Origin of the sequence: Pelotomaculum propionicicum, from assembly GCF_004369225.1 — a bacterium.
Lineage (GTDB): Bacteria > Bacillota > Desulfotomaculia > Desulfotomaculales > Pelotomaculaceae > Pelotomaculum_B > Pelotomaculum_B propionicicum.
In genome coordinates, this window is sequence record NZ_QFFZ01000022.1 from 1 (window position 1) to 23,317 (window position 23,317).

A 23,317-nucleotide genomic window follows, 5' to 3' on the forward strand; every position below is an offset into this window, starting at 1 on the left:
CTGGCCGATGACTATTTTCTCATGCTGCAGGAAGGCCGACACCAGGTGAACCGGTTTACCATCCGTTCCGGAGGAGCCACGCAGCGTCTTGCCGTCAACAGCCACCGCCCGGTCCTGTGATTGGGACAGATCGACCATCGCGTTCATTTTCTTTTTGCTGCTCCCATTCTTCCATTGTTTTTTTTCATGTTCACTCAAATGGTCTTCGCTCATTTTATTTTCCCTTCTATACCAGCTTGCTTTCTAATGTTTTCGGCAATGAGGGAAGATTACCTTGACAAATATTTCGACATAAAATGACATTGGGAAATTGGCAGGAAAGGATTTCAGCAAATAAAAATAACCTGGTGTGCTAGTCTTTATGTTTATTTCCAGGTAAAAAAGATAGAAATCTTATTGATTTAGATTTGTACCTATGTTACAATAAACCTTGTCAATTCAAGGACTTCAAAGGAGTGGGATAATAAGATTTTTTTTAACTGTAGATAAGACTGAAATCTTATCACCAAACATTTATAAACCTTATAAGCCTTGAAAACACTATTAATATGCGGCAGTGGCGGAATTGGCAGACGCGCAAGATTCAGGTTCTTGTGGGCGTACGCTCGTGGGGGTTCAAGTCCCTTCTGCCGCACCAAATTAGTAATATCAAGAGGTGTAGGGTTTCTGGAAATAATACGGGAATCTTGCACCTCTTCTTTATTTACAGTAAGATTCTGGTTGCTTCTTATTGACCCTTATGGGAGAAATCCAGGAATTTAAATTATTATCATAATCACTACAACACTCTTGTTGGCTATTTATTTTTACTTCTAATATTATCATAAATCAATTTTTTATCTTTTTCCGTTAGCAACTTTGCGGTGAGATAAGCAATTAATACTATCCCTGGAATATTAACGATAAAACGAGTAAGCATAAATTTCCACCCAATAGCTGACGCTTCAAACAAAAGCATAGGTATTTTCGTTGTTGACCATGCACCAATGAAAATAAGGACATTTGAAAAACTACTGCCTTTCTTCAAGAGTACACCGGCAATGGGAAAAGCTGCATAAAGTGGCCCTGCTGCTGCCGACCCAAGAAAAAAAGCTATAGTACCCCCTAAAAAACCAGATCTATCACCAATCAACTTCATCATGGTTTCACGTTCCACCCATACGTCTAGAAGCCCAAGCAATATAAAAACAGGAGGTATCACTGAAAGCATTTCAAGTGTATTACTCCATGTTATTTTCAACGACTTTTGACCAATAGAGGGATATAATACAACGATTAATGCGTTTATAACTGCAAGTGAAATGAAGGTCCTGTATCTTTTAATTAATTCCATCACCTAATACCCCCCCTATAATCAAAGCTACGATAAATGAAAATATAAAAGCCATAGAGTTTCTTAATATTGTCGTCTTCTTGCCAAAATATTTTATCTCGATGGGTACTGTTACAATTCCGACCATCATTAACGTTGATACAAAAACGGCTATCTGCATTAATCCGGCACCACTTTTTATAAGAGCGGCAGCTAAAGGAAAAGCAATAAAACCTGGTATCAACGTAATTGACCCGATTACAGCAGCGACTGCCATCCCAAGCCACCCCGATTGCTGACCGAATAGTTTTGATATTGTCTCAGGAGTTAATACTGAGAGCATTATGCCAATAAGGATAAAAATTGATAAAAACTGAGGGAGAATGTTTTCAAAGGATTTCCACGCCTTTTTTAATGCCATCTTTGTTTTTTCCTTACTTTTTATAAAAGATATTACTAAAAGAACTATAGTAAGTATAAAAAGTATAATGTTAAACACTTCAAACTCCTTTATCATTGAAAAATATTTGCACAAAACAAAAAGCAGTAATCAAATGCTATTTTGCACAAGAAAACTGCTTTTCTTTTTAAATACAAAGAGTATTTTTTGTCTTGACTGTCGCAAGGGTGATTTTTATCATCACCGTGACACTCTTTAATCTGCTCGTTGCTACATTTTTTTTTATCAATTTTCTTTTCAGGATGTTGGCACTCGCAGTCACACATCAGCGTCATCCTTCTTTCGACAATATTTCGCATCATCCAAAAGATTTTTATGGCAGCTACCTTCACATTTCATGGACTGGGACGCTATTTTTTTTATTTCTTCAGCTGCTTTAATAATAACGTCTCTATCAACCCAATAATGTGTAAAATAACCTTTCTTTTCCCCTCTTACCAATCCTGCTCTACGTAAAACCTGTAAATGCTGAGATATAGCAGCTTCGGACATATTAATCCTTTTAGCCAAAGCCCCCACGCAAAAATCATGGGTCAGTAAAAGATTTAAAATATTTAAGCGTGTCTCGTCTGCCATAGCTTTCAAAATCACCATGATTTCATCCATAAAATAGCCTCTTGTGATTAAGTATTTACTTAAATATATTATAATCAAAAGAAATATTATTGTCAACACTTAATAGAATGCCGCACCAAACCTTTACAAACTGATGAAAATCCCCTGTGTGATAAACACAGGGGATTTTCATTTGTGACGGCAGTATATTCACAAAAACTTCACAATTATATAATAGTTATGACACATATAGCTTTTAAAATAGTGATCGGGTTCGATTCCATCCTTTTTAATTTTTTTTTGCCGGGCAACCCGACTCAAAGGCTAAAGGACCTTTAGGGGCGCGGCGCCTGCCCGGTTTAGCATGGCCCCTGGCCATGATTTTATTTTTAAAGGAAAGACTGAAACAGCCTGGAAACGAAGTATGTGACTGCAGCCAAACACAAACCATAACCAAACAATTTTTCAATTTCCGTGTCATCTTTCTCGAGCCAGCCTAACAGAATTTCTATCACATCATAATCAGTCTTAAAATTTATCATGGTATTTTCTTCTTTCCAGACTCTTTCCATATACAATTCCTCCTCCAGGCGTACATATGTTTGCATATATCTTACGTCCGAACATAGGTTCTGTCAAGTATTATTTTTAATTTTGTTGGCATAATTTAAAAAGTGTCGTTTAAGGAAATTAATCTTAATTTAAGGAGGTGGATTTCATGGCTCAGATTAAATGTACGGTTACCGAATGCAACTATAACAAAGATGTTCTTTGCAGCGCTCCAATGATTGAGGTTACGCGCAACCATATTCAGAGCGCCACCAAGTCCGAGCAAACCAAATGCGAGACATTCAAGAAAAAATAGTAAAAGAAGAACCAGCCGGAAAAAAATGGCTGGTTTCTTTTTTGTCGTCACATTTTAAAAGCCCTCAAAATAGACTATTTAAATGGGGGTGATCAGAATTGACATTGCTGGCTGATGGCATATTTGAAGGCGGCGGTGTAAAAGCGTTTGCCATGCTTGGCGCGCTCAACGAAGCCGAGAGGAGAGGCTACACCTGGGTTAATGTCGCCGGAACCTCTGCCGGGGCTATCATAGCCTCATTTGTGGCGGCCGGCTATACCTCTGAAGAAATCAGAGAACTGGTGTGGGGCCTTGACTTCAGGCAGTTTAAGGACAAGGACTGGCTTGGACAGATCCCCTACTTGGGACCAGCACTGCGGCTGTGGTTTAAAAACGGCCTATATAAAGCCGGGTTTCTTGAAAAATGGGTCAGGGAGAAGCTTGACGCTAAAGGAGTACGCACTTTCAAGGATCTTGTCCTCAGGGACTTCGAAAACGACCCTAAATACCGCTATAAACTGGTGGTTATAGCCACTGATGTATCCAGGCGAAAGCTTTTAAAGCTGCCATATGACATGAAAGATTACAATATCAACCCCGACGACCTTGATGTAGCCGCTGCGGTAAGAATGAGCGCCAACCTGCCATTCTTTTATGAACCATACACATTGACATATTATGAAAACAAAAAATACAAAAGATACAGTTATATTATAGATGGTGGAGTTTTGAGCAATTTCCCGGTCTGGATTTTTGACGGGGAAAAGACGCCCCCCTGGCCTACCTTTGGCTTTAAGATCATCGAACCTGAAGCCAACGCTCCCTCCCGCATCTATAACCCCTTTGACCTTTTCAGGGCAACACTGACGACTATGCTTGAAGCCCACGACAGGGTTTTTGAACTGGACCCCAAGAGCAGCGTCCGGACGATTGCCATACCCTCCCTGGGAGTCAGGACCACTGACTTTGATATTTTAGACATGCATAAAGAGAATTTGTTCCTGTCCGGCGTACAGGCAGCGAGAAATTTCTTTGAGGGCTGGAATTTTGAGTCCTACAAAATGCTCTATTGCAAACCTATCTCTTTAAGACCTGCTTGAGGCAAATAACTAATAAAAAGGTTTGACATTTTTCTGCCCCAAAGTTAATATTATTGCATGAAATACCCCTTAAGGTTACACGTTTATTTTCCCATTACCGGTGAAGCTGCGCGACAGCTTTAATTTTTTTCAAGGGGGATTATGCCAATGCTGTCAAAACTAAAAAAGGAAGAGCCCAAAGGCAACAGGATCATAGTAACCGTTCTGGGACCCGATAAGGTTGGTATTATTGCCGGTGTAGCGCAGGTGCTCTCTGCCAATAAGATCAACATCCTGGACATCAGCCAGACTATTCTTCAGGAATTCCTGGTAATGGTCATGGTCGCGGACATGAGTGAAAGCACCAGTGATATGATTGAGCTTAAAGAGAAACTGGCCGAGAAAGGCCGGGAAATCGGCGTCAGGATTGACGCCCAGCACGAAGACGTGTTTAAGTTTATGCACAGGATCTAACCGGGGAGGTTATTTCATGCTCACACTGCAGGAGATATTAGAAACAGTAAATATGGTCCAGGAGGAAAACCTGGATATCCGAACAATTACCATGGGCATCAGCCTGCGGGACTGCTCCGACCCCAGCCCCCTCTCCGCCAGGCGGAAAATCTACGATAAAATAGTCAGGCTGGCTGGAAATCTGGTTAAAACTGGTGAAAACATTGAAAGAGAATATGGTCTCCCCATTGTCAATAAAAGAATTTCAGTGACACCGCTAGCTATTGTGGCCGAAAGCAGCAATACCGATAATTTTGTGGACTTCGCCAGGACCCTGGACGAGGCGGCAGCCGCCGTTGGTGTTAACTTTATCGGTGGTTTCTCCGCCCTGGTGCACAAGGGGTTTACCAACGCCGACCACAAACTGATTGACAGTATACCCGCGGCCCTGGCCTCAACTAGCCGGGTCTGCTCCTCAGTTAACGTGGCCACCAATAAAGCCGGCATTAACATGGACGCGGTATACCGGATGGGACAAGCCATAAAGAAGACTGCTGAGCTCACAGCAGACCACGACGGGCTTGGCTGCGCCAAGCTGGTGGTCTTCGCCAACGTGCCAGAGGACAACCCCTTTATGGCCGGAGCCTTCCACGGTATCGGTGAACCTGAGTGTGTAATTAACGTGGGTGTCAGCGGACCGGGGGTGGTTAAAAAAGCAGTTGAAACTGCAGGAAATTGTGATTTTGGCGTATTAGCCGAAACCATCAAGAAAACAGCTTTTAAGATCACCAGGATGGGAGAACTGGTCGGCCGCACCGCCGCCAGGAAGCTGAATGTACCCTTTGGCATTGTGGACATATCGCTGGCGCCTACCCCAGCCATAGGAGACAGTGTTGCCGAGATACTGGAATCGATGGGGCTGGAGCGCTGTGGCACCCATGGCACAACTGCGGCCCTGGCGCTGTTGAACGACGCGGTTAAAAAAGGAGGGGCCATGGCTTCATCTTATGTGGGAGGTCTTTCCGGCGCCTTTATTCCGGTCAGTGAGGACGCGGGTATGATCCGGGCGGTTGAAGCAGGCTCATTAACCCTGGACAAACTGGAGGCCATGACTTGTGTATGTTCCGTCGGACTGGACATGATTGCCGTTCCCGGTGATACCTCCGCCGAGACCATTGCCGCCATTATCGCCGATGAAATAGCGATTGGTGTCATTAATAAGAAAACAACAGCTGTGCGTCTAATCCCGGCGGTAAATAAAAAAGTTGGTGATTACGTGGAATACGGAGGCCTGCTGGGCCGGGCGCCGGTTATACCGGTAAAGCCGTTTTCATCAGCGGCATTCGTTTGCCGGGGAGGGCGGATCCCGGCGCCCATAAGCAGTCTAACCAACTAACATTCAATACTAAAAACGGCGCTGAATTCAAGAAGATCCTGGAGGGTCCCTGACAATATGGAGCCGGTTGCCGCACTTGCTGTTGGTTATCAAAACACCAGTGTTGATGCAATCACAAAAGCATCAACCCGCGCACAAGAAGTAGTAACATATGTAAAGTGATATCTATTGGCCTACAGTGCAGACATGGAAGTCCAGGACTAACTGAAAGATAGTATTGAGCAAAAAAGAATGCTGGATATATTGGCTAATAAGATGCAGGTTTGGATTTACCCGTTCAACACTTGTGCGACTGAAGTCGCACCTACATATTTTACGCCTTCTATACGCCCATCTTCCCATATCCCATACATCTAAAATGGTTAGCAAACGTAAGGCCTACGTTTGCTAGTCCCCGATTTGCTAGTCTTCTGTGACTTTGACCAGCACCTGCCTCTGCCGGGGGCCGTCAAATTCGCAGAAATAAAGGCCCTGCCAGGTTCCTAAAAGAAGCCTGCCGCCGGTGATAAAAACAGACAGGGATGCACCCGTAAGAGAAGATTTGATATGGGCAGCCGAGTTTCCTTCCAGGTGCCTGTACCCGTCATTTAAAGGCACTATTTTATTCAGTTCCATGAGCATGTCCTCAACAACGGTAGGATCAGCGTTCTCGTTGATAGTCAACCCCGCGGTGGTATGAGGAGTAAAGATTCGCACCGTGCCCTCTTTAACACCGCTTTGTGACACAATGCGCTCAATTTCAGCGGTAATGTCCACAAGCTGGGTTCTTTGCTTTGTTCTCAGGTCTATGGTAATAATTTTTGCCATGTTATCACCTCACTAACACCAGATTATGTTTTTTATATCACTTGTACCTGTTTATGTCAAAGAAAAATCATCCCCTTTAAAACCAGGATGATTTTACTCGGCAAGCTATTAAGTAAGGAACATTATATTTAGAAGTAACAATCTCTTGTCCCCTGACCAATCTGTTCCAACCTCTGTTCTGCTTTCTGGCGGACCAGCGGGTTATCCACCAGCTGCAGGTGCCGGGCGATAGTTTGCTCACCTATCTGCCTGGTCTCTGGTGTGGCATAATCCATCAAAAACTCTTTAAAGGTAAGGATGGCGTTCGGCTGGCAGACATTTTGAATTTGACCGCTCTTAGCCAGGCTCATAAAACGGTCCCCTGTCCGCCCGCTGCGGTAGCAGGCGGTGCAGAAGCTCGGGATATAGCCGGACTTGCAAACGCTGGTGATAATTTCGTTGATGTCGCGGTGGTCTTCCACATTAAATTGAAGTGTATCTTCTTCCTCACCGTTTTTCGCTTTGCAGTAACCGCCCACGCCGGTGCATGACCCGGCGCTTACCTGTGAGATACCGACATTGATCAGTTCATCCCGGAATTCGGCGCTTTCACGTGTGGAAAGGATCATGCCCGTGTACGGCACGGCCAGGCGCAGGATCGCTATGAGTTTTTTAAAGTCGTTGTCAGAGACCAGGTAAGGAAAGTTTTCAAAAGTAACACCCCTGGCCGGGCGCATGCGCGGCACCGAAATTGTATGCGGGCCTACACCATAGGCTTCTTCAAGGTGGATGGCATGCAGGAGCGTAGCCAGCACTTCGTATTTATAATCATACAGCCCGTAAAGCACTCCAAACCCCACATCGTCAATACCGCCCTCCATAGCCCGGTCATGGGCGCAGGTATGCCAGTCATAATCCCTTTTGGGTCCAGACGGGTGCATTTTTGCGTACGTCGGCCTGTGGTAAGTTTCCTGGAAAAGGATATAGGTGCCGATTTTAGCCTCTTTAAGGCGTCTGTAGTTCTCCACTGTGGTAGCGGCTATGTTTACGTTAACCCGCCTGATGCTGCCGTTTTTTTCTTTAACTGAATAGATAGCTGACAAGGCGTCAATCACATACTCAATGGGGCAGTTTTGCGGGTCCTCCCCGCATTCGAGGGCCAGACGTTTATGGCCCATCTCTTCCAGTACCGTTACTTCATCCTTAATCTGTTCCAGGGTTAGTTTGCGCCTGTTAAATTTATTGTCGCGCCGGTAGCCGCAGTATACGCAGTTGTTGATACAATAGTCACTGATGTATAAAGGCGCAAAGAACACCAGCCTCTTTCCGTAAATCATTTCTTTAATCTGGCTGGCTGTGCGGTAGATCCGCTCCAAAAGAACCGGGTCGTCCACCTGCAGCAGCACCGCCGCTTCACCGGGAGTCAAGCCGTTTGAGAGAGCAGCCTTTTCAATAATTCTTTCTGTCTCTTCCCTGGAAGCATCTTTAGCCTTCTCCAACAGTCCGAAAATCAGCTCGTCATTGATGAAACTGGCTTCTGATACGGCCACAATAAATCACTCCTTTTTATTTTAAATTCCTTCAAGTGTACTAACTGGTTGATATTTTAAGTTCGGATTAATCCGCGCATTTCGTATGAATAAATTCACACCTACATCTTCTCACGTCCCACATCTCATATCTCACGTCCTAAATCCCACGTCCCATTTTTGTCTGCATATTTTTTTTGATAGCGCAGTGAGTGTCCATAACCTTCGCTGATACAGCGTCCAGCATCCTTTACAGCCATAACAGCCCTGTTGTAGCTCTGCGCAGGAGTATCCGCTGTCCCCAGTTTACCCGGGTAAATACAATAGCTCTCCCTGTACCTTTGCGGTGTCATATTCGGCATGATTACATTGGCGCCGCTTTTCAGTGCCTTAACCCTGCCTGAGGGATGAATTGACGCGGCTGAGGTAGTGGATGGCAAATGGGCCCAGGGCATGGCGATCCTGGCAACTGCCAGGGTTTTAAGGGTCATTTCCAGGGTTCCGCCTGAGGCATTTGCCAGAGGTGTTTGTTTGTTCGGGATAAAAGGCCCTATCCCGGCCATTTCCACTTCCAGGTCGCGCATCAGGATTATGTCACCCGCAAGGGTCTCTATGGTCTGCCCCGGCAGGCCTACCATGTTGCCCGAACCTACCTGGTAGCCCAGTTCACGCAGCCATTTCAGCCTTGTTATCCTTCCCTCCAGAGAGGTTCCGGGGCGCAAATCCGAAAAGAGCCCTGCATCGCACGTTTCGTGCTTCAGCAGGCAGCGGTCTGCCCCAGCCTCCCTGAGCAGCGCGTAATCCTGCTTTGACCTGTCTCCCAGGGAAAGTGTTACAGCCAGGTCGAGTTCTTTTTTTATTCTGAAAATAATACCTGCCAGTATTTCCGCCGAGTAAAAACTGTCTTCTCCGGATTGCAGGACGACAGTCCGGCACCCCAGCCGCGCCGCTTCGCGCGCGCCTGCTATTATTTCACCCGCCTCCATCCTGTACCTGGTCAGGCCGGCGTTGTCTCTCCTAAGACCGCAGTAAAAGCAATTTTTAGAGCAGTAATTGGAAAACTCTATGATTCCTCTGAAGTGAACACCATTGCCCATATACTTTAGACGCACCTGATCAGCCAGTCTAAAAAGCACCTTGCTTTCATCAGCATCCGCTCCCAGCAGAGTTATTAAATCTTCCCTTGGCAGGTTTTCAGATTTTCCCGCTCGCGTTAGCGCTGCAGTGAAATCCGTTCTCAACGAAATTCCCCCTAAAACTTATAAACTATTTCTCAATCTGTATAGTTCTTAAAACCACAGCTTTTTCACACTACCTGCTTCTCATCAAACAGACGCAGGATATCCGGGAAAGGTGAAAGAGCCCTTTTGAGAATACCGTGTACATAGGCGATCAGCACACCGTAGTTAACTATAGGCACACCCGCGGCGGCGGCCTGCATAATCCTGTGCAGCATTTCCTTGCGGTTAATCATGCAGGCGCCGCAGTGGACAATCAGTTTATATTGCTCTAAATTACCGGGCAGCTCAATACCGCTGGACCACTCAAAATACAGTTCACCGCCTGCTTTCTGGCGCAGCCAGCGGGGGATTTTCACCGTGCCGATATCATCCGATACCCGGTGGTGAGTGCAGGCTTCAGAGATCAACACTTTGTCTCCCGGCTTCAGGTCATCAACAGCCAGCGCGCCGGCTACCAGAGTTTCCAGGTTTCCTTTGTAGCGGGCAAAAAGTATTGAAAAGGAAGTCATCATAATATCCCTGGGTGTGTCGGCGTCAACCTTTAAGAAAGCCTGTGAATCTGTGATCACTATTTTAGGCTTTTGCGCCAGGCCGGCGAGTGCCTTCTTGAGCTCTCTCTCTTTGACAACCAGGGCGATGGCGTCATTGTCAAGGATATCTCTGATCGTCTGTACCTGGGGCAGGATAATCCTGCCTTTGGGAGCGGCCAGGTCGATCGGCACTACCAGCACGGCGGTGTCACCCGGTTTGATCAGGTCGCCCACTATGGTGGGGGCGGTCCAGTCCTTCGGAGCCGACCGGATCATCTCTTTTTTCAGGTTATCTATACCCTGTCTGGTGAGCGCGCTGACCGGAACAACACTTATGCCAAGCTTGTTTTCCAGTTCTACCGGCTTTACGTCAGGGTTGAGATCAACCTTGTTCAGCACCCCCACTACAGGCACTCCCTGTTTCACCGCCTTGTCGATCAGGTTAAGCTCATACTCTCCCACTTCCTGTCCCGGGTCGATAACCAGGATAATCAAATCAGTTTTATCCAGCACTCCAATAGTCTTTTTAATCCTTAATTCACCCAGTTCACCCACGTCGTCTATGCCGGCGGTGTCAATTATCACCACGGGACCGACCGGCAGGATCTCCATCGACTTGTAAACAGGGTCGGTGGTAGTGCCTGGCACATTTGAGACAATAGCTATCTCCTGGTTGGTAAGAGCGTTGATCAAGCTCGACTTGCCTGCATTGCGCCTGCCAAAAATCGCGATATGGAGCCTGCTGCCTCTGGGTGTTTCATTTAAACTGCCCACGCTCATTGTAATCCCCTGCCCTTCCTAATATTTTTTGCCCCGGCCAGACCCGGTCGGGTAAGCTCGCCGGGAGTGAACAAAGCTTCCAGCTCTTCCCCGGTATACAACCCGGACTCCATGATCAACTGCCTCAAGTTCTTTTTCTCCCGATAGGCCCTCTTGACCAGTTCGGATGCCTGATCGTAGCCAAGGTGCGGCGCCAGCGCCGTAATGAAGCCGTAGCTTTCTTCCAGCCAACGTTTACACCTTTCTTCATCGGCTTCAATATCTTTAACGCATTTTTCCGTAAAAAGATTTACCGCCTTGATTAGCATTTCCAGTGAACTGAGCAGGTTATGGGCAATGAGGGGCATAAATGCGTTCAGCTCAAGCTGGCCGCCGGCCGCCGCGGCGGCGATAACCTGGTCGTTTCCCATGACCTGAAAAGCAACCTGTGTAACCATCTCGGGGATAACAGGGTTGACCTTGCCCGGCATTATAGAGGAACCTGCCTGCACACGCGGCAGCCTGATTTCTGCCAGGCCTCCCAGCGGCCCGGAAGATAGGAGCCTGAGGTCACCGGCAATTTTGGCCAGGTTAACCGCCGCTGCTTTTAAAAGGCCGGAAATCTCCACAAAAACATCGGCGTTCTGGGTCAAATCGATCATGTTCTCCGACCTGGCCAGCCCTATTCCGGTAATAGACCTCAACTCCTCGATAACCGTAAAGATGTATTTGGGATTAGCATTCAGTCCGGTGCCGACCGCCGTCCCACCCAGGTTTACCTGGCGCAGCCTTTCCTCTACTTTATACAGGCGCCAGCGGTCCCTGGCGACAGCCTCGGCAAAGGCGCTGAATTCCTGGCCGAGGGTTACCGGCACCGCGTCCTGCATTTCAGTTCGTCCAAGCTTCAGGATTCCCGCAAACAACGCTTCTTTGTCCTGCAGGGCCGACTGCAGGTCGGCCAGTGTCTCACTAAGTTCAATAACCATGCCGATGGCTGCGATCCGCAGCGCCGTTGGGTAAACATCATTGGTGGACTGGGACATGTTCACATGCTCCAAAGGGTGCACCAGGCTGTAGTCACCTTTAGCCCCGCCGAGCAGCTCAATGGCGCGGTTGGCTATCACCTCATTCACATTCATATTTGTAGAAGTTCCGGCGCCGCCCTGCAGCGCGTCAACAATAAACTGCCCGGCGAATCTACCTGCGGCCACTTCTCCGGCCGCCCGCACAATCGCTTCCCCCGGACGTCGCTCCAGCAGGCCGGCGCTCATGTTGGCCATAGCCGCCGCCTGCTTAACCTGGGCTATGGCCCTGATTAAGGCCGGGTTGGTCATAATGCCAGAAACCTTGAAATTACCGACCGCCCTGACGGTGTGGATACCGTAGTAAGCATCACGGGGCACCTTTAGCTCACCTAACAGGTCTTTTTCCACGCGGTATTCCACATAAACACCCCCAGACAACTCAACTGTGTTTTACTTTGTCACCAGCGCCGTCCTCACCTTAACTCCCTTTAAACTTCCGAGCTTCCCTGTCATAGCGCCGATTTGGTCGGTGGAACCGTCAATGATCAGGGAAATTACTGAAAGCCCGCGCTCCCGGTACGGGATGCCCATGCGTCCGACAATTATTCCGTTATGCTCGCCGATGATACTGTTAATCTTCTGGGCATTTTCCTCCCGGTTTTCAAAAACAATCCCGATCACACCAATCCTCTGTTCCAAAACTGAGCACCTCCTGAATTTTAAAAGCCCTTTTTTCGCAATGCGAAAAAAGGGCTTAAACATGCCGTCATGCCTTCCTCCTTGAGAGCGGGGCAATTCCCTTTTTCGCAGAGTACGTTCAAATTGACCCTTCACGGTGTATGCACACCTGTGTCAGGTATATTTATTGGTTGTTCTTAGTTTACATTATACTCCTTCTTACACTTAAAACAATATGTGTTTAAAAGGTTTTATAAATAATTAAGACAGTGCTGATATGTGTGAATTGTTTAAAAGTCCCCTTCCCAGCGGGCTGGAAAGGGGACTTTTTATCGGCTTGTCTTATTTGTTTACGCCCCTTGGGGTGTAATGAGTGTGCAGCAGCTCGTGGGACTTGTGGCCCAGCGGCTTCTCCAGGAACTCTTCATAAAGGGCGGTAACAGCCGGGTTCTCGTGGGACTTGCGCAGCACCATGCGCTCATCTTCGGTATAGGTGGCGTCAATCCTCTTGAGGCGGATCTCGGTATTGGTCGGGATGGGTGAGCCACCGCCGCCGATGCAGCCGCCGGGGCAGCACATGACTTCAATGAAGTGGTAGTCGGCTTCGCCGGCGCGGATCTTGTCCAGGACCTTGCGGGCGTTGCCCAGTCCGTTGGTGATGGCCACTTTAACGGACAGGTCGCCCACCTGTACCGTGGCCTCTTTAACTCCGGTCAGGCCGCGGCACACTTCGAAGTCTATATTCTCGAGAGTCTGGCCGGTGACAACTTCGTAAACGGTCCTAAGCGCGGCTTCCATAACACCACCTGATGCCCCGAAGATTTCGCCGGCGCCGGTGGAGATCCCCAGCGGCTCGTCGTACTCTTCTTCCGGCAGGTTTGTGGTGTCCAGGCCGGCCTGGATAAACATGCGGCCGAGTTCGCGGGAGGTGAGAACCACGTCTACATCCTGGTAACCGCTGCTGTTCATCTCAGGCCGCCGGCACTCATATTTCTTGGCGGTACAGGGCATAATCGACACGCAATAAATATCTGCCGGGTCAATGCCCGCTTTCTTGGCGTAATAGGTCTTGGCCAGAGCGCCGAACATCTGCTGCGGCGACTTGCAGGTGGAAAGGTGAGCCAGCAGGTCGGGGTAGAAGTGTTCACAGAACTTAATCCAGCCCGGGCTGCAGGAGGTGATCATCGGCAGGGTGCCGCCGGTGGTCACGCGCTGGAGCAGCTCGTTGCCTTCTTCCAGAATGGTCAGGTCTGCTGTGAAGTCGGTGTCGAATACCTTGTCAAAGCCAAGGCGGCGCAGTCCGGCAACCATCTGTCCGGTGAAGATGCTGCCAGGCTCGGCTCCCACCGCTTCACCAAGCTGTACCCTGGTGGCAGGCGCGGTCTGGACGACAACATGCTTCTTGGGATCGGCCAGGGCAGCCCATACTTTAGCGGTATCATCTCTTTCCACGATAGCTCCGGTCGGACATACCAGCGAGCACTGACCGCAGTTGACACATTCCATGTTAGCCAGTTTCTCGTTGAAAGCCGGCGCGATCAGGGTGTCAAAGCCCCTGTTTTCGGCACACAGAGCCTGCACGGTCTGCACGTTGGTGCAGACTGACATGCAGCGGCGGCAGAGGACGCACTTGCGCGGGTCTCTTATTATTGAAGGGCTGGAGTCATCAATTGGATATTCCGTTTTCGCCCCGTCGAAACGAACTTCAGTGATGCCGAATTCTTTGGCCAGATCCTGCAGTTCGCAGTTCTGGTTGCGCAGACAGGTAAGGCACTCCATCGGGTGGTCAGAAAGAATCAGCTCAAGTACCAACTTGCGGGCTGCGATAACCGCCGGTGTGTTGGTGCGGACAACCATGCCCTCAGCAACAGGCGCCACACAGGACGGTATAAATGTCCTCGCCCCCTGCACTTCTACCATGCAAATGCGGCAGGCGCCAATGACGTTTAAGTCTTTTAAATAACAAAGTGTCGGGATTTTTACTCCCACTTTTCGAGCGGCTTCAAGTATCGTAGTTCCCGCTTCTACCGCTACTTTCTGATTATCAATTGTTAAATTTATCATTTTCACATTTTCCCTCCAAACTCCCGTATTTTTCTACATTACCTTTTTCAAAAAGCTGCGGGAGCGGCTTTTATTCCTCTAATTCGCACACGTTGCAGGCGCACTTCTTATCCCTGATGTGCTCCTCGTACTCTTTCCTGAAGTATCTGATAGTGCTCAGAACAGGGTTGGGAGCGGTCTGTCCGAGGCCGCACAATGCAGTGGCTTTAATCGTGGTAGCCAGCTCGACCAGAAGCTCAATGTCTCCTTCTTTCCCTTTGCCCTTGCTGATGTTGTCTAGAATCTCATACATCCGCTTGGTGCCGATCCGGCAGGGGGAACACTTGCCGCAGGACTCGTCCACGACAAAATCAAGGAAGAACTTGGCGATATCCACCATGCAGGAATCTTCGTCCAGGACGATCATACCGCCTGATCCCATGATTGCGCCCAGCGCTCCAAGGGAGTCATAATCGACCGGGGTGTCGAGGTAATCGGCAGGGATGCAGCCGCCGGACGGGCCTCCGGTTTGGACAGCCTTGAACGCTTTCTTCCTGGGAATGCCGCCGCCGATTTCAAAGACGATTTCCCTTAAAGTGGTGCCCATCGGGACTTCGATGATACCGGTATTGTTAATTCTGCCGGCCAGGGCGAATACCTTGGTGCCTTTGCTCTTCTCGGTGCCGATAGCGGCATAAGCAGCTGCGCCTTTAAGAATAATCTCAGGTATATTAGCCCATGTTTCAACGTTGTTAAGAACAGTCGGCTTACCCCAGACACCAGCGTTCGCCGGGAACGGAGGCCTCGGCCTCGGCTCGCCGCGCTTGCCTTCAATGGAGGTCAGCAGGGCGGTTTCTTCGCCGCATACAAAAGCACCGGCGCCAATTCTGATTTCGATGTCAAAGTTGAAGCCGGTCCCTAAAATGTCTTTGCCCAGCAGGCCGTTTTCACGGGCCTTTTGAATGGCATAGTCTAATCTTTCAATGGCCAGCGGGTATTCCGCCCGCACGTAGACATAGCCCTGTTCCGCGCCGATAGCGCGGCCGCAGATGGCCATACCTTCGATAACACTATGCGGGTCGCCCTCCAGAACCGACCTGTCCATGAACGCGCCCGGGTCACCTTCGTCGCCGTTGCAGACCACGTATTTGGGTGACCCGCTGGCCGCTGCTGTGAAGCCCCACTTCATGCCGGTGGAGAATCCAGCGCCGCCACGGCCGCGCAGGCCTGATTTTTTGACTTCTTCAATTATTTCGGCAGGCTGCATCTGGGTGAGAGCTTTACCCAGCGCGGCATAACCGTCATTGGCGATATAGTCTTCAATTGAAGTCGGGTCAATGTAGAAGTTGTTGCGGAGCACAATCTTTTTCTGTTTCGCGAACAGGTCTATATCGGTAACTTTAGGAGTCGGCTCTTTCGCCCCGGGAGCCCTGTACAGCAAGCGCTGTACCAAGTTACCCTTCATGATATGCTCTTCCACAATAGCCTCGGCATCCTTCGGCTTGAGCCTGCGGTAGAAGGTCGCGTCAGGATATACAATGGCTACCGGACCCATGTCGCAGGGGCCCATGCAGCCGGTAAGAATAATCTGAACCTGTTCCGCGATCCCGTTTTTGCTCAGGGCTTCCTTCATTGCGTCTACCACTTCTAGGCACTTGGAAGAAATACATCCCGCGCCGCCGCACATCATAACGTGGGCTTTTTCAGTTGCGGACGGAACTCCCTCGCGAATTTTAAGAGCTGCCCGTCTAGATTCTTTTATCTTTGCCAGTTCGTCCAAAGACTTCACTTAATTACACCTCCGTTTAAATCCTCCAGCCATTTCTGAGGATATCCCCTTCTAGAGCCTTTTGAAAGAAATACTTACTAAATTGCCGGCAACTTACTTGGCAATTGGGATATCAGTAGGATTTCAATTATCACTATGCGTACTGTTCAAGCACTCCGGGGATAATTTCCGGCTCCAGACGTCCGTGCACGTCTTTGCCGTCAATAATCATTGCCGGAGCGAGTCCGCATGCTCCAATGCAACGTACCTGTTCAAGAGTGAACCGGCTGTCGGGAGTAGTCTGGCCTGGTTTAATATCCAGTAACTCTCTTAATGTTTTCAGAACCATTTTTGTCCCTTTAACGTAGCAGGCTGTTCCGGCACAAACACTGATCTTATGCCTGCCCCTGGGAATCAAGGAAAAGAAGGCATAGAAAGTAATAACCCCGAATACCTCCTGAAGCGATACCCCCAACCCTTCTGCTATTTGGATCTGAACCCATTTGGGCAGATATCCCACAAGATTCTGGGCCTTTGTTAAAACCTGGATCAATCCGCCGGGATTCCCTCTGTACGGATCAATAATCTTATCTAGTTGTTTGGTCAGTTCGTCGTCACAACCACAATTGCACGCTACCACAAGTCTGTACCTCCCTTGCTTAATACCTTTAAAATCTCCCAAAAACCCTACAAAAAAAACCCTTACAAACCTCTACCTGAAAATCAAAGAAGACTTTACCGTACTTTTCTAGTTCACCTCCTTATGTCACAATAATAAATCAACATTAAAAGTTAACTTAAAGATTTCTTCATATACAGATTTAATCCTTCTGGTTTTTGAAAAAATTTAAGCCGCTGAACCAAAATTTTTACATGCACCTTGGCTTATTTTTTTTAGATAATTATCAATCTTTTATAATTAATTACTCTTATTAGTTTGTTAGTATTTCTGCTTGTCGACAAATTACATCAGATTATTGAAAATTTTGCATTTTTATTTAATAGACTTAAAAGCATTCCAGGCTGCTTTTATTGTTTGTTCTATTTCATTCTCTCCATGGGCCAGTGAAACGAACAGAGCCTCGAACTGTGACGGCGCGAGGTAGACTCCCTGCTCCAGCATCGACTTAAAAAAGGCGCTAAAACAGGCTGTGTTGGACGAGCAGGCGGCAGCGTAATCATTTACGCTGCTGCCGGTAAAGAAAACGCACAGCATTGAGCCGACCCGGTTTAAATTTGCCTCAACCCCGTTGGCCAGCGCGGCTTCCCGCAGTCCTTGCTCAAGGGATGCTGATTTTCGCTCCAGTTCCTCATATATACCAGGCTGCTTCAATATTTCCAGGGTAGCTATGCCCGCCGTTACCGCCAGCGGGTTGCCCGACAGAGTCCCCGCCTGGTAAACCGCTCCCGCGGGCGCTACGCACTCCATTATTTCGCGTTTGCCTCCATAGGCGCCCACGGGCAGTCCACCGCCTATTATCTTGCCCAGGCAGGTGAGGTCGGGCGTTACCCCGTATAACTGCTGCGCCCCGCCGTATGAAACGCGAAAACCTGTCATCACCTCGTCAAAAATAAGGACACTTCCGTACCTGGCGGTAAGATTTCTCAGCCCCTCCAGAAAGCCGGGCGCCGGGGGAATTACTCCCATATTGCCCGCCACCGGTTCAACAATCACCGCCGCAATATCCTCTCCTTCTAATTTGAACACTTCTTCCAGGTTTGCCAGGTCGTTAAAGCCTGTTACAATAGTGTTCGCCGCAGATCCGGCGGGAACTCCGGGACTGGTGGGAATGCCCAGAGTCAATGCGCCCGAGCCGGCTTTAATTAATAAAAAGTCTGCATGCCCGTGGTAGCACCCCTCAAATTTGACTATCTTGTTTCGGCCGGTATATCCGCGCGCCAGTCTGAGCGCGCTCATAGTGGCTTCAGTACCGGAGCTGACCAGGCGGAGCATCTCCACTGACGGAACAGCCTCAGCAACCATGGACGCCAGTTTGGTTTCCATTTCTGTGGGTGCGCCGAAACTGGTCCCCACATCTCTTAAGCACCTTTCCAGCGCCTCTGCCACGTGCGGGTGCCGGTGGCCCAGGATCAGCGGCCCCCAGGAGCCAACGTAATCAATATATTCGTTGCCGTCTTCGTCATAAATCTTCGCGCCTGCCCCGCTTTTTATAAAAACAGGGTTTAAACCAACCGACTTAAAAGCCCGCACCGGACTGTTGACGCCGCCAGGTATGAATTTTTGCGCTTCTTTAAAGAGCTCGACGGACTTACTAAATCCCTTATGCATGTGGCAGACAACTCCTTTTATTTAAATAATACCGATTTTTTATTCAAAATAACGCATACTGCTTTTCTTTAGCTCGGCAGTACTAAAAAGCAGCTTATAATTTTTTTCGCCTGTAGCTTTTGATATCTTTTCAGCTATCCGGACACACTCCTCCCGGGACAACCCGTGCACCATGGTGAAAAGGTTATAGGGCCAGCCAAGACAGCGCGGGCGCTGGTAGCAGTGAGTTACTTCCTCAAAATCCGCCATCATTAATCCTGTTTCCGTTGCTTTTTCATCAGAAACATCCCAAACCACCATGGCGTTGTACAGGTAGCCCAGGTCCTGGTGACGCACTGCCGCCCCAAAGCGTCTGATTTGCCCTCCTGCAATAAAAGACCTGATCCTCTCTATTAGCCCTTCCTCGGTCATGTTCAGCTTGCCGGCAATCACTTTAAAAGGCCGGCTGACAAGGGGCAGTCCGTTTTGCAGTTCGCGAATAATTTGCTTGTCCTGTTCGGTAAGCATCGAAACACCTCATGCCAGGTCAAAATTTACCTTGATCTTGAATATTTTCTCGGCTGGAAGAACTATTATTTCTTGAATCAGGGGGTGTTTGTTTATTTCACTGATAATCTCTTCCAGTTTTTCTTCGGACTCTGCCAATATGGTAAACCACATGTTATAGTCATGTTCACGCAAATAATTATGTGTCACACCTGAAAAGGAGTTTACCACCGCCGCAACCTGGCTGATGCTGTCACTGTCTGTTTTGACAGCGCAGAGAGCGCCGCGGTATCCCAGTCTTCTGGAGTCAAATATTCCTCCCAGGCGGCGGATTAACCCGCTGTCAACCATATTTTTGATCCGTGCTATGACCTCATCTTCTGTTATTTCCAACGCTTCTCCTATTGCCCGGTACGGCTCCGGCACCAGGGGGAAGTCAGCCTGAATTATTTTCAGCAGTTTTCGGTCAAGACTGTCCAGTTCCATAAGATCTAGTAACCCTTTCTTCCATGGTAGAGGCACCACGGTTCTTCAGCCATATAATCACCGTGGTAAAAATACGCGCGCGCCCGGCAGCCGCCGCAAATTTTTTTAAAATTGCAGGTCCCGCAGCCGCCCTTATACTCCTCTGTACGCAGGGTTTTAAATATTTCAGCGTCCCGCCATATGTCAACAAACGAACTTTCCCGGACGTTGCCGGCGGGTATATTCAGATAAGCGCAGGGCTGGACGATGCCTTTAGGACTGATGATACAATATGATAGGCCGGCCAGGCAGCCCTTGGAAAACCGTGTTTTGACTCCCAACTGAGCGGCTATGCGCATGAATTGAGGAGCACAGGTAGGTTTTAGCTCAATTTTTGTTTCAGCTTGCTTTCTCATAATACGCTGGAGCAAATCCTCATATTGCTCCGCTCTCAGGGACTCGGCTTCTATATTTACCGCACGCCCGGCAGGCACCAGGAAAAAGATATGATGCCCAACCGCCCCTTCTGCCGCCGCAAAATCAGTTAATCTTTCAACCTCCTGCATATTCCAGTCCATCACCGTGGTATGGATTTGAAAAGGCAGTCCGGCCTCACCGCAGGCGCGCATTCCCTTTACAGCTCCGCTCCAGGCGCCTGGTGCCGCCCTGAATTCGTCGTGTTTGGCCGGGTCAATGCTGTCCAGGCTGATCCCCATGGCCATGGCTCCTGCCTCTTTTAAGCGCCTGGCTACATCAGGTGTGATCAGAGTGCCGTTAGTCCCGAAGACAGGCCGCAGCCCTCTGGCCCTGGCGTGTTTTACCAGGGTAAAGATATCTTCACGCATCAGGGGCTCGCCGCCGCTGAAAATCATGATCTTAAAGCCAGCGTCCGCGATTTGATCTATCAGTTTCACACCTTCCGCAGTGCTCAGTTCTTCCTCTGCCTTTGCCCCCGCGTCACGGTAGCAGTGTTTGCAGTACATATTGCACGCGTTAGTGGTATTCCAGGAAATAATCACTTTTATCACCCCTGTATTGGAAGTGGGCCGTGGGAAGTGGGATACGGGCATTCCCATCGGTCTTTTTACCCCTGAGACTGTCTTTCAGTCTCACTTCTTACGTCTCAAATCTCACGTCTCAATTCTCACGTCCCACTTCCCAATTCCCACTTCTCAATTCTCACGTCTATTTCAGCCACCTGGCCGCGTCCAGGGCGTGGTAGGTGATGATTATGTCCGCGCCGGCTCGTTTGATGCCGGTCAGAGACTCCATAACGATCCTTTTTTCATCCACCCAGCCATTTTGGGCAGCGGCTTTTACCATGCTGTATTCCCCGCTTACATTATAAGCGGCTAACGGGCAGTTAACCTCATCCTTGACCCTTCTGATAATATCCATATAAGCCAGGGCCGGCTTAACCATAATGATATCGGCGCCTTCGTCTATGTCCAGCCAGACCTCGCGCAGGGCTTCATCCGCATTGGCCGGGTCCATCTGGTATGACTTCCTGTCACCGAACTGCGGCGCGGAACCCGCGGCTTCGCGGAAAGGGCCGTAATAAGCGGAAGCGTATTTGGCGGAATAGGACATAATGGGCACGTTGATAAAGCCGTTCTTGTCCAGCGCGCCGCGTATCGCCCCTACCCTGCCGTCCATCATATCCGACGGGGCGATTATATCCGCGCCGGCAGAAGCGTGGGAAACAGCGGTCCTGGCCAGTAAATCCAGAGTGGGATCATTTAACACATAACCATCCTCGATCACACCGCAATGACCGTGGCTGGTATATTCGCAAAGGCAAAGGTCGGTGATTACCAGCAGTTCCGGGTAGGCTCTCTTTACAGCCCGCACGGCCTCCTGGATAATGCCTTTATCATCGTATGCCTCGGAGCCGGTTTCATCCTTATAAGCAGGCACGCCAAATGGAAGTATACCGGGTATATTAAGCTTGACCGCCTCTTCCAGGTGCTCCAGAAGTTTGTCTATGGAAAAACAATAAACACCCGGCATTGCTTCCACCGGCCGGGCCAAACCGCTGCCGTGCCCAACAAACACCGGATAGATCAGGTTATCTACCGACAGGCTGGTTTCCCTCACCAACCGCCGTATATTTTCATTACTCCTCAGGCGCCTCGGCCGTTGTACTGGAAAAGACAAGTCTCACACCTCCAAAAAATTAAAACAATTTGACAGGATTTACAGGATTAATAACGATTAACAGGATTTTAATAAATATATAAAAAATCATATATTTGCATAGTGGATTGAACTGTACTTAACCCTAATAACTTTTAAAAAATATAAATACTTTAAATAAATTACTTTATTATATTAATCCTGTTAATCCTCTTTAAATCCCGTTAATCATGTCAATTTGTTTTCTCTGTTCGTCTTCTAGCTCAAACCAATCTCCTCATCGGTCAGGTAACAAGCGGGGTCTGACTCCCAAAAATCTCCTGTTACCGCTTCCGCTCTGGCCCTGAAATTGCCGTTGCACACTTCCAGCCACCTGCACGCTGCACACCGGCCTTTTAATAGCGGCTTCCTGTTTTTTAGGCCGGCCAGGACCGGCTGGGAAATATCGGTCCAGATATCACCGAATTTTCGCTCCCTGACATTGCCGAAGGTATGGTTCTGGGTGAACTGGTCGGGGTGTACGTTGCCGTACCAGTCTACAGCGCCGATGGCTATCCCGGTGCGGTTCCCGCCGTTTAGGCTGAGCAGCTTCAAAATATTGTCCGCCAGCGCGGGATTTTCTTTTTTCACTTTCAGGTAGATATAGACACCGTCGGCGTGGTTATCCACAGTAAGTATTTCCTTGTTCAGACCCCGCCGGTGAAAATCAAGGGTCCGCTCCACGATCAGGTCCAAAGCTGTCCTCGCTTCACCGCGGGTGATATCTTCCTCCACCATTTTGCTGCCTCTGCCGGCATAAACCAGGTGGTAAAAACAAACACGCGGAATATTCTCTTTCTCTATCAGGTCAAATATAGCGTTCAGTTCCCCGTAGTTATGCCTGTTGATGGTAAAGCGCAGGCCTACCCGCTGGTCAATCGCGATGCAGTTTCTGATCCCTGCCAGCGCATTCTCAAAAGCCCCGCTGCGCCCGCGAAAACGGTCATTATTAGCCCCGATGCCGTCCAGGCTGATCCCGATATAGCCCACTCCTATACTTTTTAAAGATGCGGTAAGCTCAGGAGTCAGCAGGGTGCCGTTGGTGGAAATGGTCGGCCTGATGCCTTTACTCCGGGCGTAGGACGCGAGTGTCAGCAAGTCTTCTCTCAGGAGCGGTTCACCACCGGAAAAGAGAAGGACAGGCGTCTTGAATTCCGCCAAGCTGTCAATAAAACGCAGGGCTTCTTCCGTGCTGAGCTCGCCTTCATATTTTTTTGACTCTGAGCTTGAATAACAGTGGATACATTTGAGGTTGCAGGTGCGGGTGCTGTTCCAAACTACTACCGGGCCTTGGCCCGCGACTGCTCCATGCGCCTGACCCCGCGAACCCTGGTTGTAGCGCAGTGAGTCCCCGTAATTTTCGCTGTCACATAAAAGCTTGGTAACACTGATCAATTATAACACCCCCGCAAGATACTTTTGCTGCCTGACTGTTTGGTGCAG

General features: G+C 48.9%; 23 protein-coding genes, 1 tRNA gene and 1 pseudogene. 5 read left to right on the forward strand and 20 right to left on the reverse strand.

All coding sequences use genetic code 11. From position 1 onward, the window contains the following. A pseudogene (locus Pmgp_RS10660) lies at positions 1 to 213 on the reverse strand (hypothetical protein); the annotation flags it as partial. Between the two features lie 337 nt (positions 214 to 550). Here Pmgp_RS10660 and Pmgp_RS10665 point away from each other — a divergent pair. After that, positions 551 to 637 (forward strand) — tRNA-Leu (locus Pmgp_RS10665). A gap of 159 nt (positions 638 to 796) precedes the next feature. Here the strand turns inward: Pmgp_RS10665 and Pmgp_RS10670 are convergent. The 4 genes from Pmgp_RS10670 to Pmgp_RS10690 all read right to left on the reverse strand — a co-directional run bounded on the left by Pmgp_RS10670 (position 797) and on the right by Pmgp_RS10690 (position 2,899). Further along, positions 797 to 1,333, reverse strand: coding sequence for a permease (locus Pmgp_RS10670; protein WP_134214022.1), 537 nt, complete (start codon positions 1,331 to 1,333; stop codon positions 797 to 799). Then, positions 1,320 to 1,811, reverse strand: coding sequence for a permease (locus Pmgp_RS10675; protein WP_134213970.1), 492 nt, complete (start codon positions 1,809 to 1,811; stop codon positions 1,320 to 1,322). Before Pmgp_RS10675 ends, Pmgp_RS10670 begins: the two co-directional genes overlap by 14 nt. A 219-nt stretch (positions 1,812 to 2,030) precedes the next feature. After that, positions 2,031 to 2,378 carry an ArsR/SmtB family transcription factor gene (locus tag Pmgp_RS10685; RefSeq protein WP_134213972.1) on the reverse strand — a complete coding sequence of 116 codons (348 nt, stop codon included), beginning with the start codon at positions 2,376 to 2,378 and terminating at the stop codon, positions 2,031 to 2,033. Between the two features lie 338 nt (positions 2,379 to 2,716). Next, positions 2,717 to 2,899, reverse strand: coding sequence for a hypothetical protein (locus Pmgp_RS10690; protein WP_134213973.1), 183 nt, complete (start codon positions 2,897 to 2,899; stop codon positions 2,717 to 2,719). A 146-nt stretch (positions 2,900 to 3,045) separates the two neighbouring features. Between Pmgp_RS10690 and Pmgp_RS10695 the strand changes: the two genes are divergently transcribed. From Pmgp_RS10695 to Pmgp_RS10710, 4 genes are all read left to right on the forward strand, one after another. Next, complete coding sequence (locus Pmgp_RS10695) at positions 3,046 to 3,192, forward strand: DUF1540 domain-containing protein (RefSeq protein WP_134213974.1); 147 nt, start codon at positions 3,046 to 3,048, stop codon at positions 3,190 to 3,192. 98 nt (positions 3,193 to 3,290) lie between these two features. Continuing rightward, positions 3,291 to 4,271, forward strand: coding sequence for a patatin-like phospholipase family protein (locus tag Pmgp_RS10700; RefSeq protein WP_134213975.1), 981 nt, complete (start codon positions 3,291 to 3,293; stop codon positions 4,269 to 4,271). A 147-nt stretch (positions 4,272 to 4,418) separates the two neighbouring features. Beyond that, entirely contained in the window at positions 4,419 to 4,724 is a 306-nt protein-coding gene (locus tag Pmgp_RS10705; RefSeq protein WP_134213976.1) for an ACT domain-containing protein, read from the forward strand. A gap of 16 nt (positions 4,725 to 4,740) precedes the next feature. After that, complete coding sequence (locus Pmgp_RS10710; RefSeq protein ID WP_134213977.1) at positions 4,741 to 6,099, forward strand: PFL family protein; 1,359 nt, start codon at positions 4,741 to 4,743, stop codon at positions 6,097 to 6,099. Between the two features lie 402 nt (positions 6,100 to 6,501). On the opposite strand, the gene Pmgp_RS10715 is transcribed toward Pmgp_RS10710, so the two are convergent. The 15 genes from Pmgp_RS10715 to nirJ1 form a co-directional block, all read right to left on the reverse strand. Beyond that, positions 6,502 to 6,906, reverse strand: a complete 405-nt coding sequence (locus tag Pmgp_RS10715; protein WP_134213978.1) for a secondary thiamine-phosphate synthase enzyme YjbQ — start codon at positions 6,904 to 6,906, stop codon at positions 6,502 to 6,504. Between the two features lie 128 nt (positions 6,907 to 7,034). After that, entirely contained in the window at positions 7,035 to 8,435 is a 1,401-nt protein-coding gene (gene hydG / locus Pmgp_RS10720; protein ID WP_134213979.1) for a [FeFe] hydrogenase H-cluster radical SAM maturase HydG, read from the reverse strand. A 125-nt stretch (positions 8,436 to 8,560) separates the two neighbouring features. Continuing rightward, positions 8,561 to 9,655 (reverse strand): [FeFe] hydrogenase H-cluster radical SAM maturase HydE, encoded by a 1,095-nt coding sequence (gene hydE / locus Pmgp_RS10725; protein ID WP_134213980.1) that lies wholly within the window; start codon positions 9,653 to 9,655, stop codon positions 8,561 to 8,563. Positions 9,656 to 9,720: 65 nt separating this feature from the next. After that, positions 9,721 to 10,965: a [FeFe] hydrogenase H-cluster maturation GTPase HydF gene (gene hydF / locus Pmgp_RS10730; protein WP_192902894.1), complete on the reverse strand. Its 1,245-nt coding sequence runs from the start codon at positions 10,963 to 10,965 to the stop codon at positions 9,721 to 9,723. Beyond that, complete coding sequence (locus Pmgp_RS10735; RefSeq protein WP_134213981.1) at positions 10,962 to 12,389, reverse strand: aspartate ammonia-lyase; 1,428 nt, start codon at positions 12,387 to 12,389, stop codon at positions 10,962 to 10,964. The genes hydF and Pmgp_RS10735 overlap by 4 nt, the downstream gene beginning before the upstream one ends. 30 nt (positions 12,390 to 12,419) lie before the next feature. Then, positions 12,420 to 12,668, reverse strand: coding sequence for a TM1266 family iron-only hydrogenase system putative regulator (locus Pmgp_RS10740; RefSeq protein ID WP_134213982.1), 249 nt, complete (start codon positions 12,666 to 12,668; stop codon positions 12,420 to 12,422). Between the two features lie 321 nt (positions 12,669 to 12,989). Next, the gene (locus Pmgp_RS10745; protein ID WP_243119810.1) at positions 12,990 to 14,711 is read right to left on the reverse strand and encodes an NADH-dependent [FeFe] hydrogenase, group A6; all 1,722 of its coding nucleotides are present in this window, start codon (positions 14,709 to 14,711) and stop codon (positions 12,990 to 12,992) included. A gap of 70 nt (positions 14,712 to 14,781) precedes the next feature. Continuing rightward, positions 14,782 to 16,422, reverse strand: coding sequence for an NADH-quinone oxidoreductase subunit NuoF (nuoF, locus tag Pmgp_RS10750; RefSeq protein WP_282432901.1), 1,641 nt, complete (start codon positions 16,420 to 16,422; stop codon positions 14,782 to 14,784). Positions 16,423 to 16,612: 190 nt separating this feature from the next. Beyond that, positions 16,613 to 17,098, reverse strand: a complete 486-nt coding sequence (locus Pmgp_RS10755) for an NADH-quinone oxidoreductase subunit NuoE family protein (RefSeq protein ID WP_134213984.1) — start codon at positions 17,096 to 17,098, stop codon at positions 16,613 to 16,615. Between the two features lie 354 nt (positions 17,099 to 17,452). Beyond that, positions 17,453 to 18,748 carry a glutamate-1-semialdehyde 2,1-aminomutase gene (hemL, locus tag Pmgp_RS10760; RefSeq protein WP_134213985.1) on the reverse strand — a complete coding sequence of 432 codons (1,296 nt, stop codon included), beginning with the start codon at positions 18,746 to 18,748 and terminating at the stop codon, positions 17,453 to 17,455. A 39-nt stretch (positions 18,749 to 18,787) separates the two neighbouring features. Continuing rightward, positions 18,788 to 19,255: a siroheme decarboxylase subunit beta gene (gene ahbB, locus Pmgp_RS10765; protein WP_134213986.1), complete on the reverse strand. Its 468-nt coding sequence runs from the start codon at positions 19,253 to 19,255 to the stop codon at positions 18,788 to 18,790. 9 nt (positions 19,256 to 19,264) lie between these two features. Then, positions 19,265 to 19,720 carry a siroheme decarboxylase subunit alpha gene (gene ahbA / locus Pmgp_RS10770; RefSeq protein WP_134213987.1) on the reverse strand — a complete coding sequence of 152 codons (456 nt, stop codon included), beginning with the start codon at positions 19,718 to 19,720 and terminating at the stop codon, positions 19,265 to 19,267. 5 nt (positions 19,721 to 19,725) lie between these two features. Then, the gene (gene nirJ2 / locus Pmgp_RS10775; RefSeq protein ID WP_134213988.1) at positions 19,726 to 20,718 is read right to left on the reverse strand and encodes a putative heme d1 biosynthesis radical SAM protein NirJ2; all 993 of its coding nucleotides are present in this window, start codon (positions 20,716 to 20,718) and stop codon (positions 19,726 to 19,728) included. 166 nt (positions 20,719 to 20,884) lie between these two features. Further along, complete coding sequence (gene hemB / locus Pmgp_RS10780; RefSeq protein WP_134213989.1) at positions 20,885 to 21,856, reverse strand: porphobilinogen synthase; 972 nt, start codon at positions 21,854 to 21,856, stop codon at positions 20,885 to 20,887. 237 nt (positions 21,857 to 22,093) lie between these two features. Further along, entirely contained in the window at positions 22,094 to 23,269 is a 1,176-nt protein-coding gene (gene nirJ1 / locus Pmgp_RS10785) for a putative heme d1 biosynthesis radical SAM protein NirJ1 (RefSeq protein WP_134213990.1), read from the reverse strand. Between the last annotated feature and the right edge of the window lie 48 nt (positions 23,270 to 23,317).

Bases quoted from the DNA above. Each gene is read 5' to 3' on its own strand.
- Pmgp_RS10670 (WP_134214022.1), bottom strand. From the start codon at position 1,333: ATGGAATTAATTAAAAGATACAGGACCTTCATTTCACTTGCAGTTATA.
- Pmgp_RS10685 (WP_134213972.1), bottom strand. From the start codon at position 2,378: ATGGATGAAATCATGGTGATTTTGAAAGCTATGGCAGACGAGACACGC.
- Pmgp_RS10690 (WP_134213973.1), bottom strand. From the start codon at position 2,899: ATGGAAAGAGTCTGGAAAGAAGAAAATACCATGATAAATTTTAAGACT.
- Pmgp_RS10695 (WP_134213974.1), top strand. From the start codon at position 3,046: ATGGCTCAGATTAAATGTACGGTTACCGAATGCAACTATAACAAAGAT.
- Pmgp_RS10705 (WP_134213976.1), top strand. From the start codon at position 4,419: ATGCTGTCAAAACTAAAAAAGGAAGAGCCCAAAGGCAACAGGATCATA.
- Pmgp_RS10710 (WP_134213977.1), top strand. From the start codon at position 4,741: ATGCTCACACTGCAGGAGATATTAGAAACAGTAAATATGGTCCAGGAG.
- Pmgp_RS10715 (WP_134213978.1), bottom strand. From the start codon at position 6,906: ATGGCAAAAATTATTACCATAGACCTGAGAACAAAGCAAAGAACCCAG.
- hydF (WP_192902894.1), bottom strand. From the start codon at position 10,965: ATGAGCGTGGGCAGTTTAAATGAAACACCCAGAGGCAGCAGGCTCCAT.
- Pmgp_RS10745 (WP_243119810.1), bottom strand. From the start codon at position 14,711: ATGATAAATTTAACAATTGATAATCAGAAAGTAGCGGTAGAAGCGGGA.
- hemL (WP_134213985.1), bottom strand. From the start codon at position 18,748: ATGCATAAGGGATTTAGTAAGTCCGTCGAGCTCTTTAAAGAAGCGCAA.
- ahbB (WP_134213986.1), bottom strand. From the start codon at position 19,255: ATGCTTACCGAACAGGACAAGCAAATTATTCGCGAACTGCAAAACGGA.
- ahbA (WP_134213987.1), bottom strand. From the start codon at position 19,720: ATGGAACTGGACAGTCTTGACCGAAAACTGCTGAAAATAATTCAGGCT.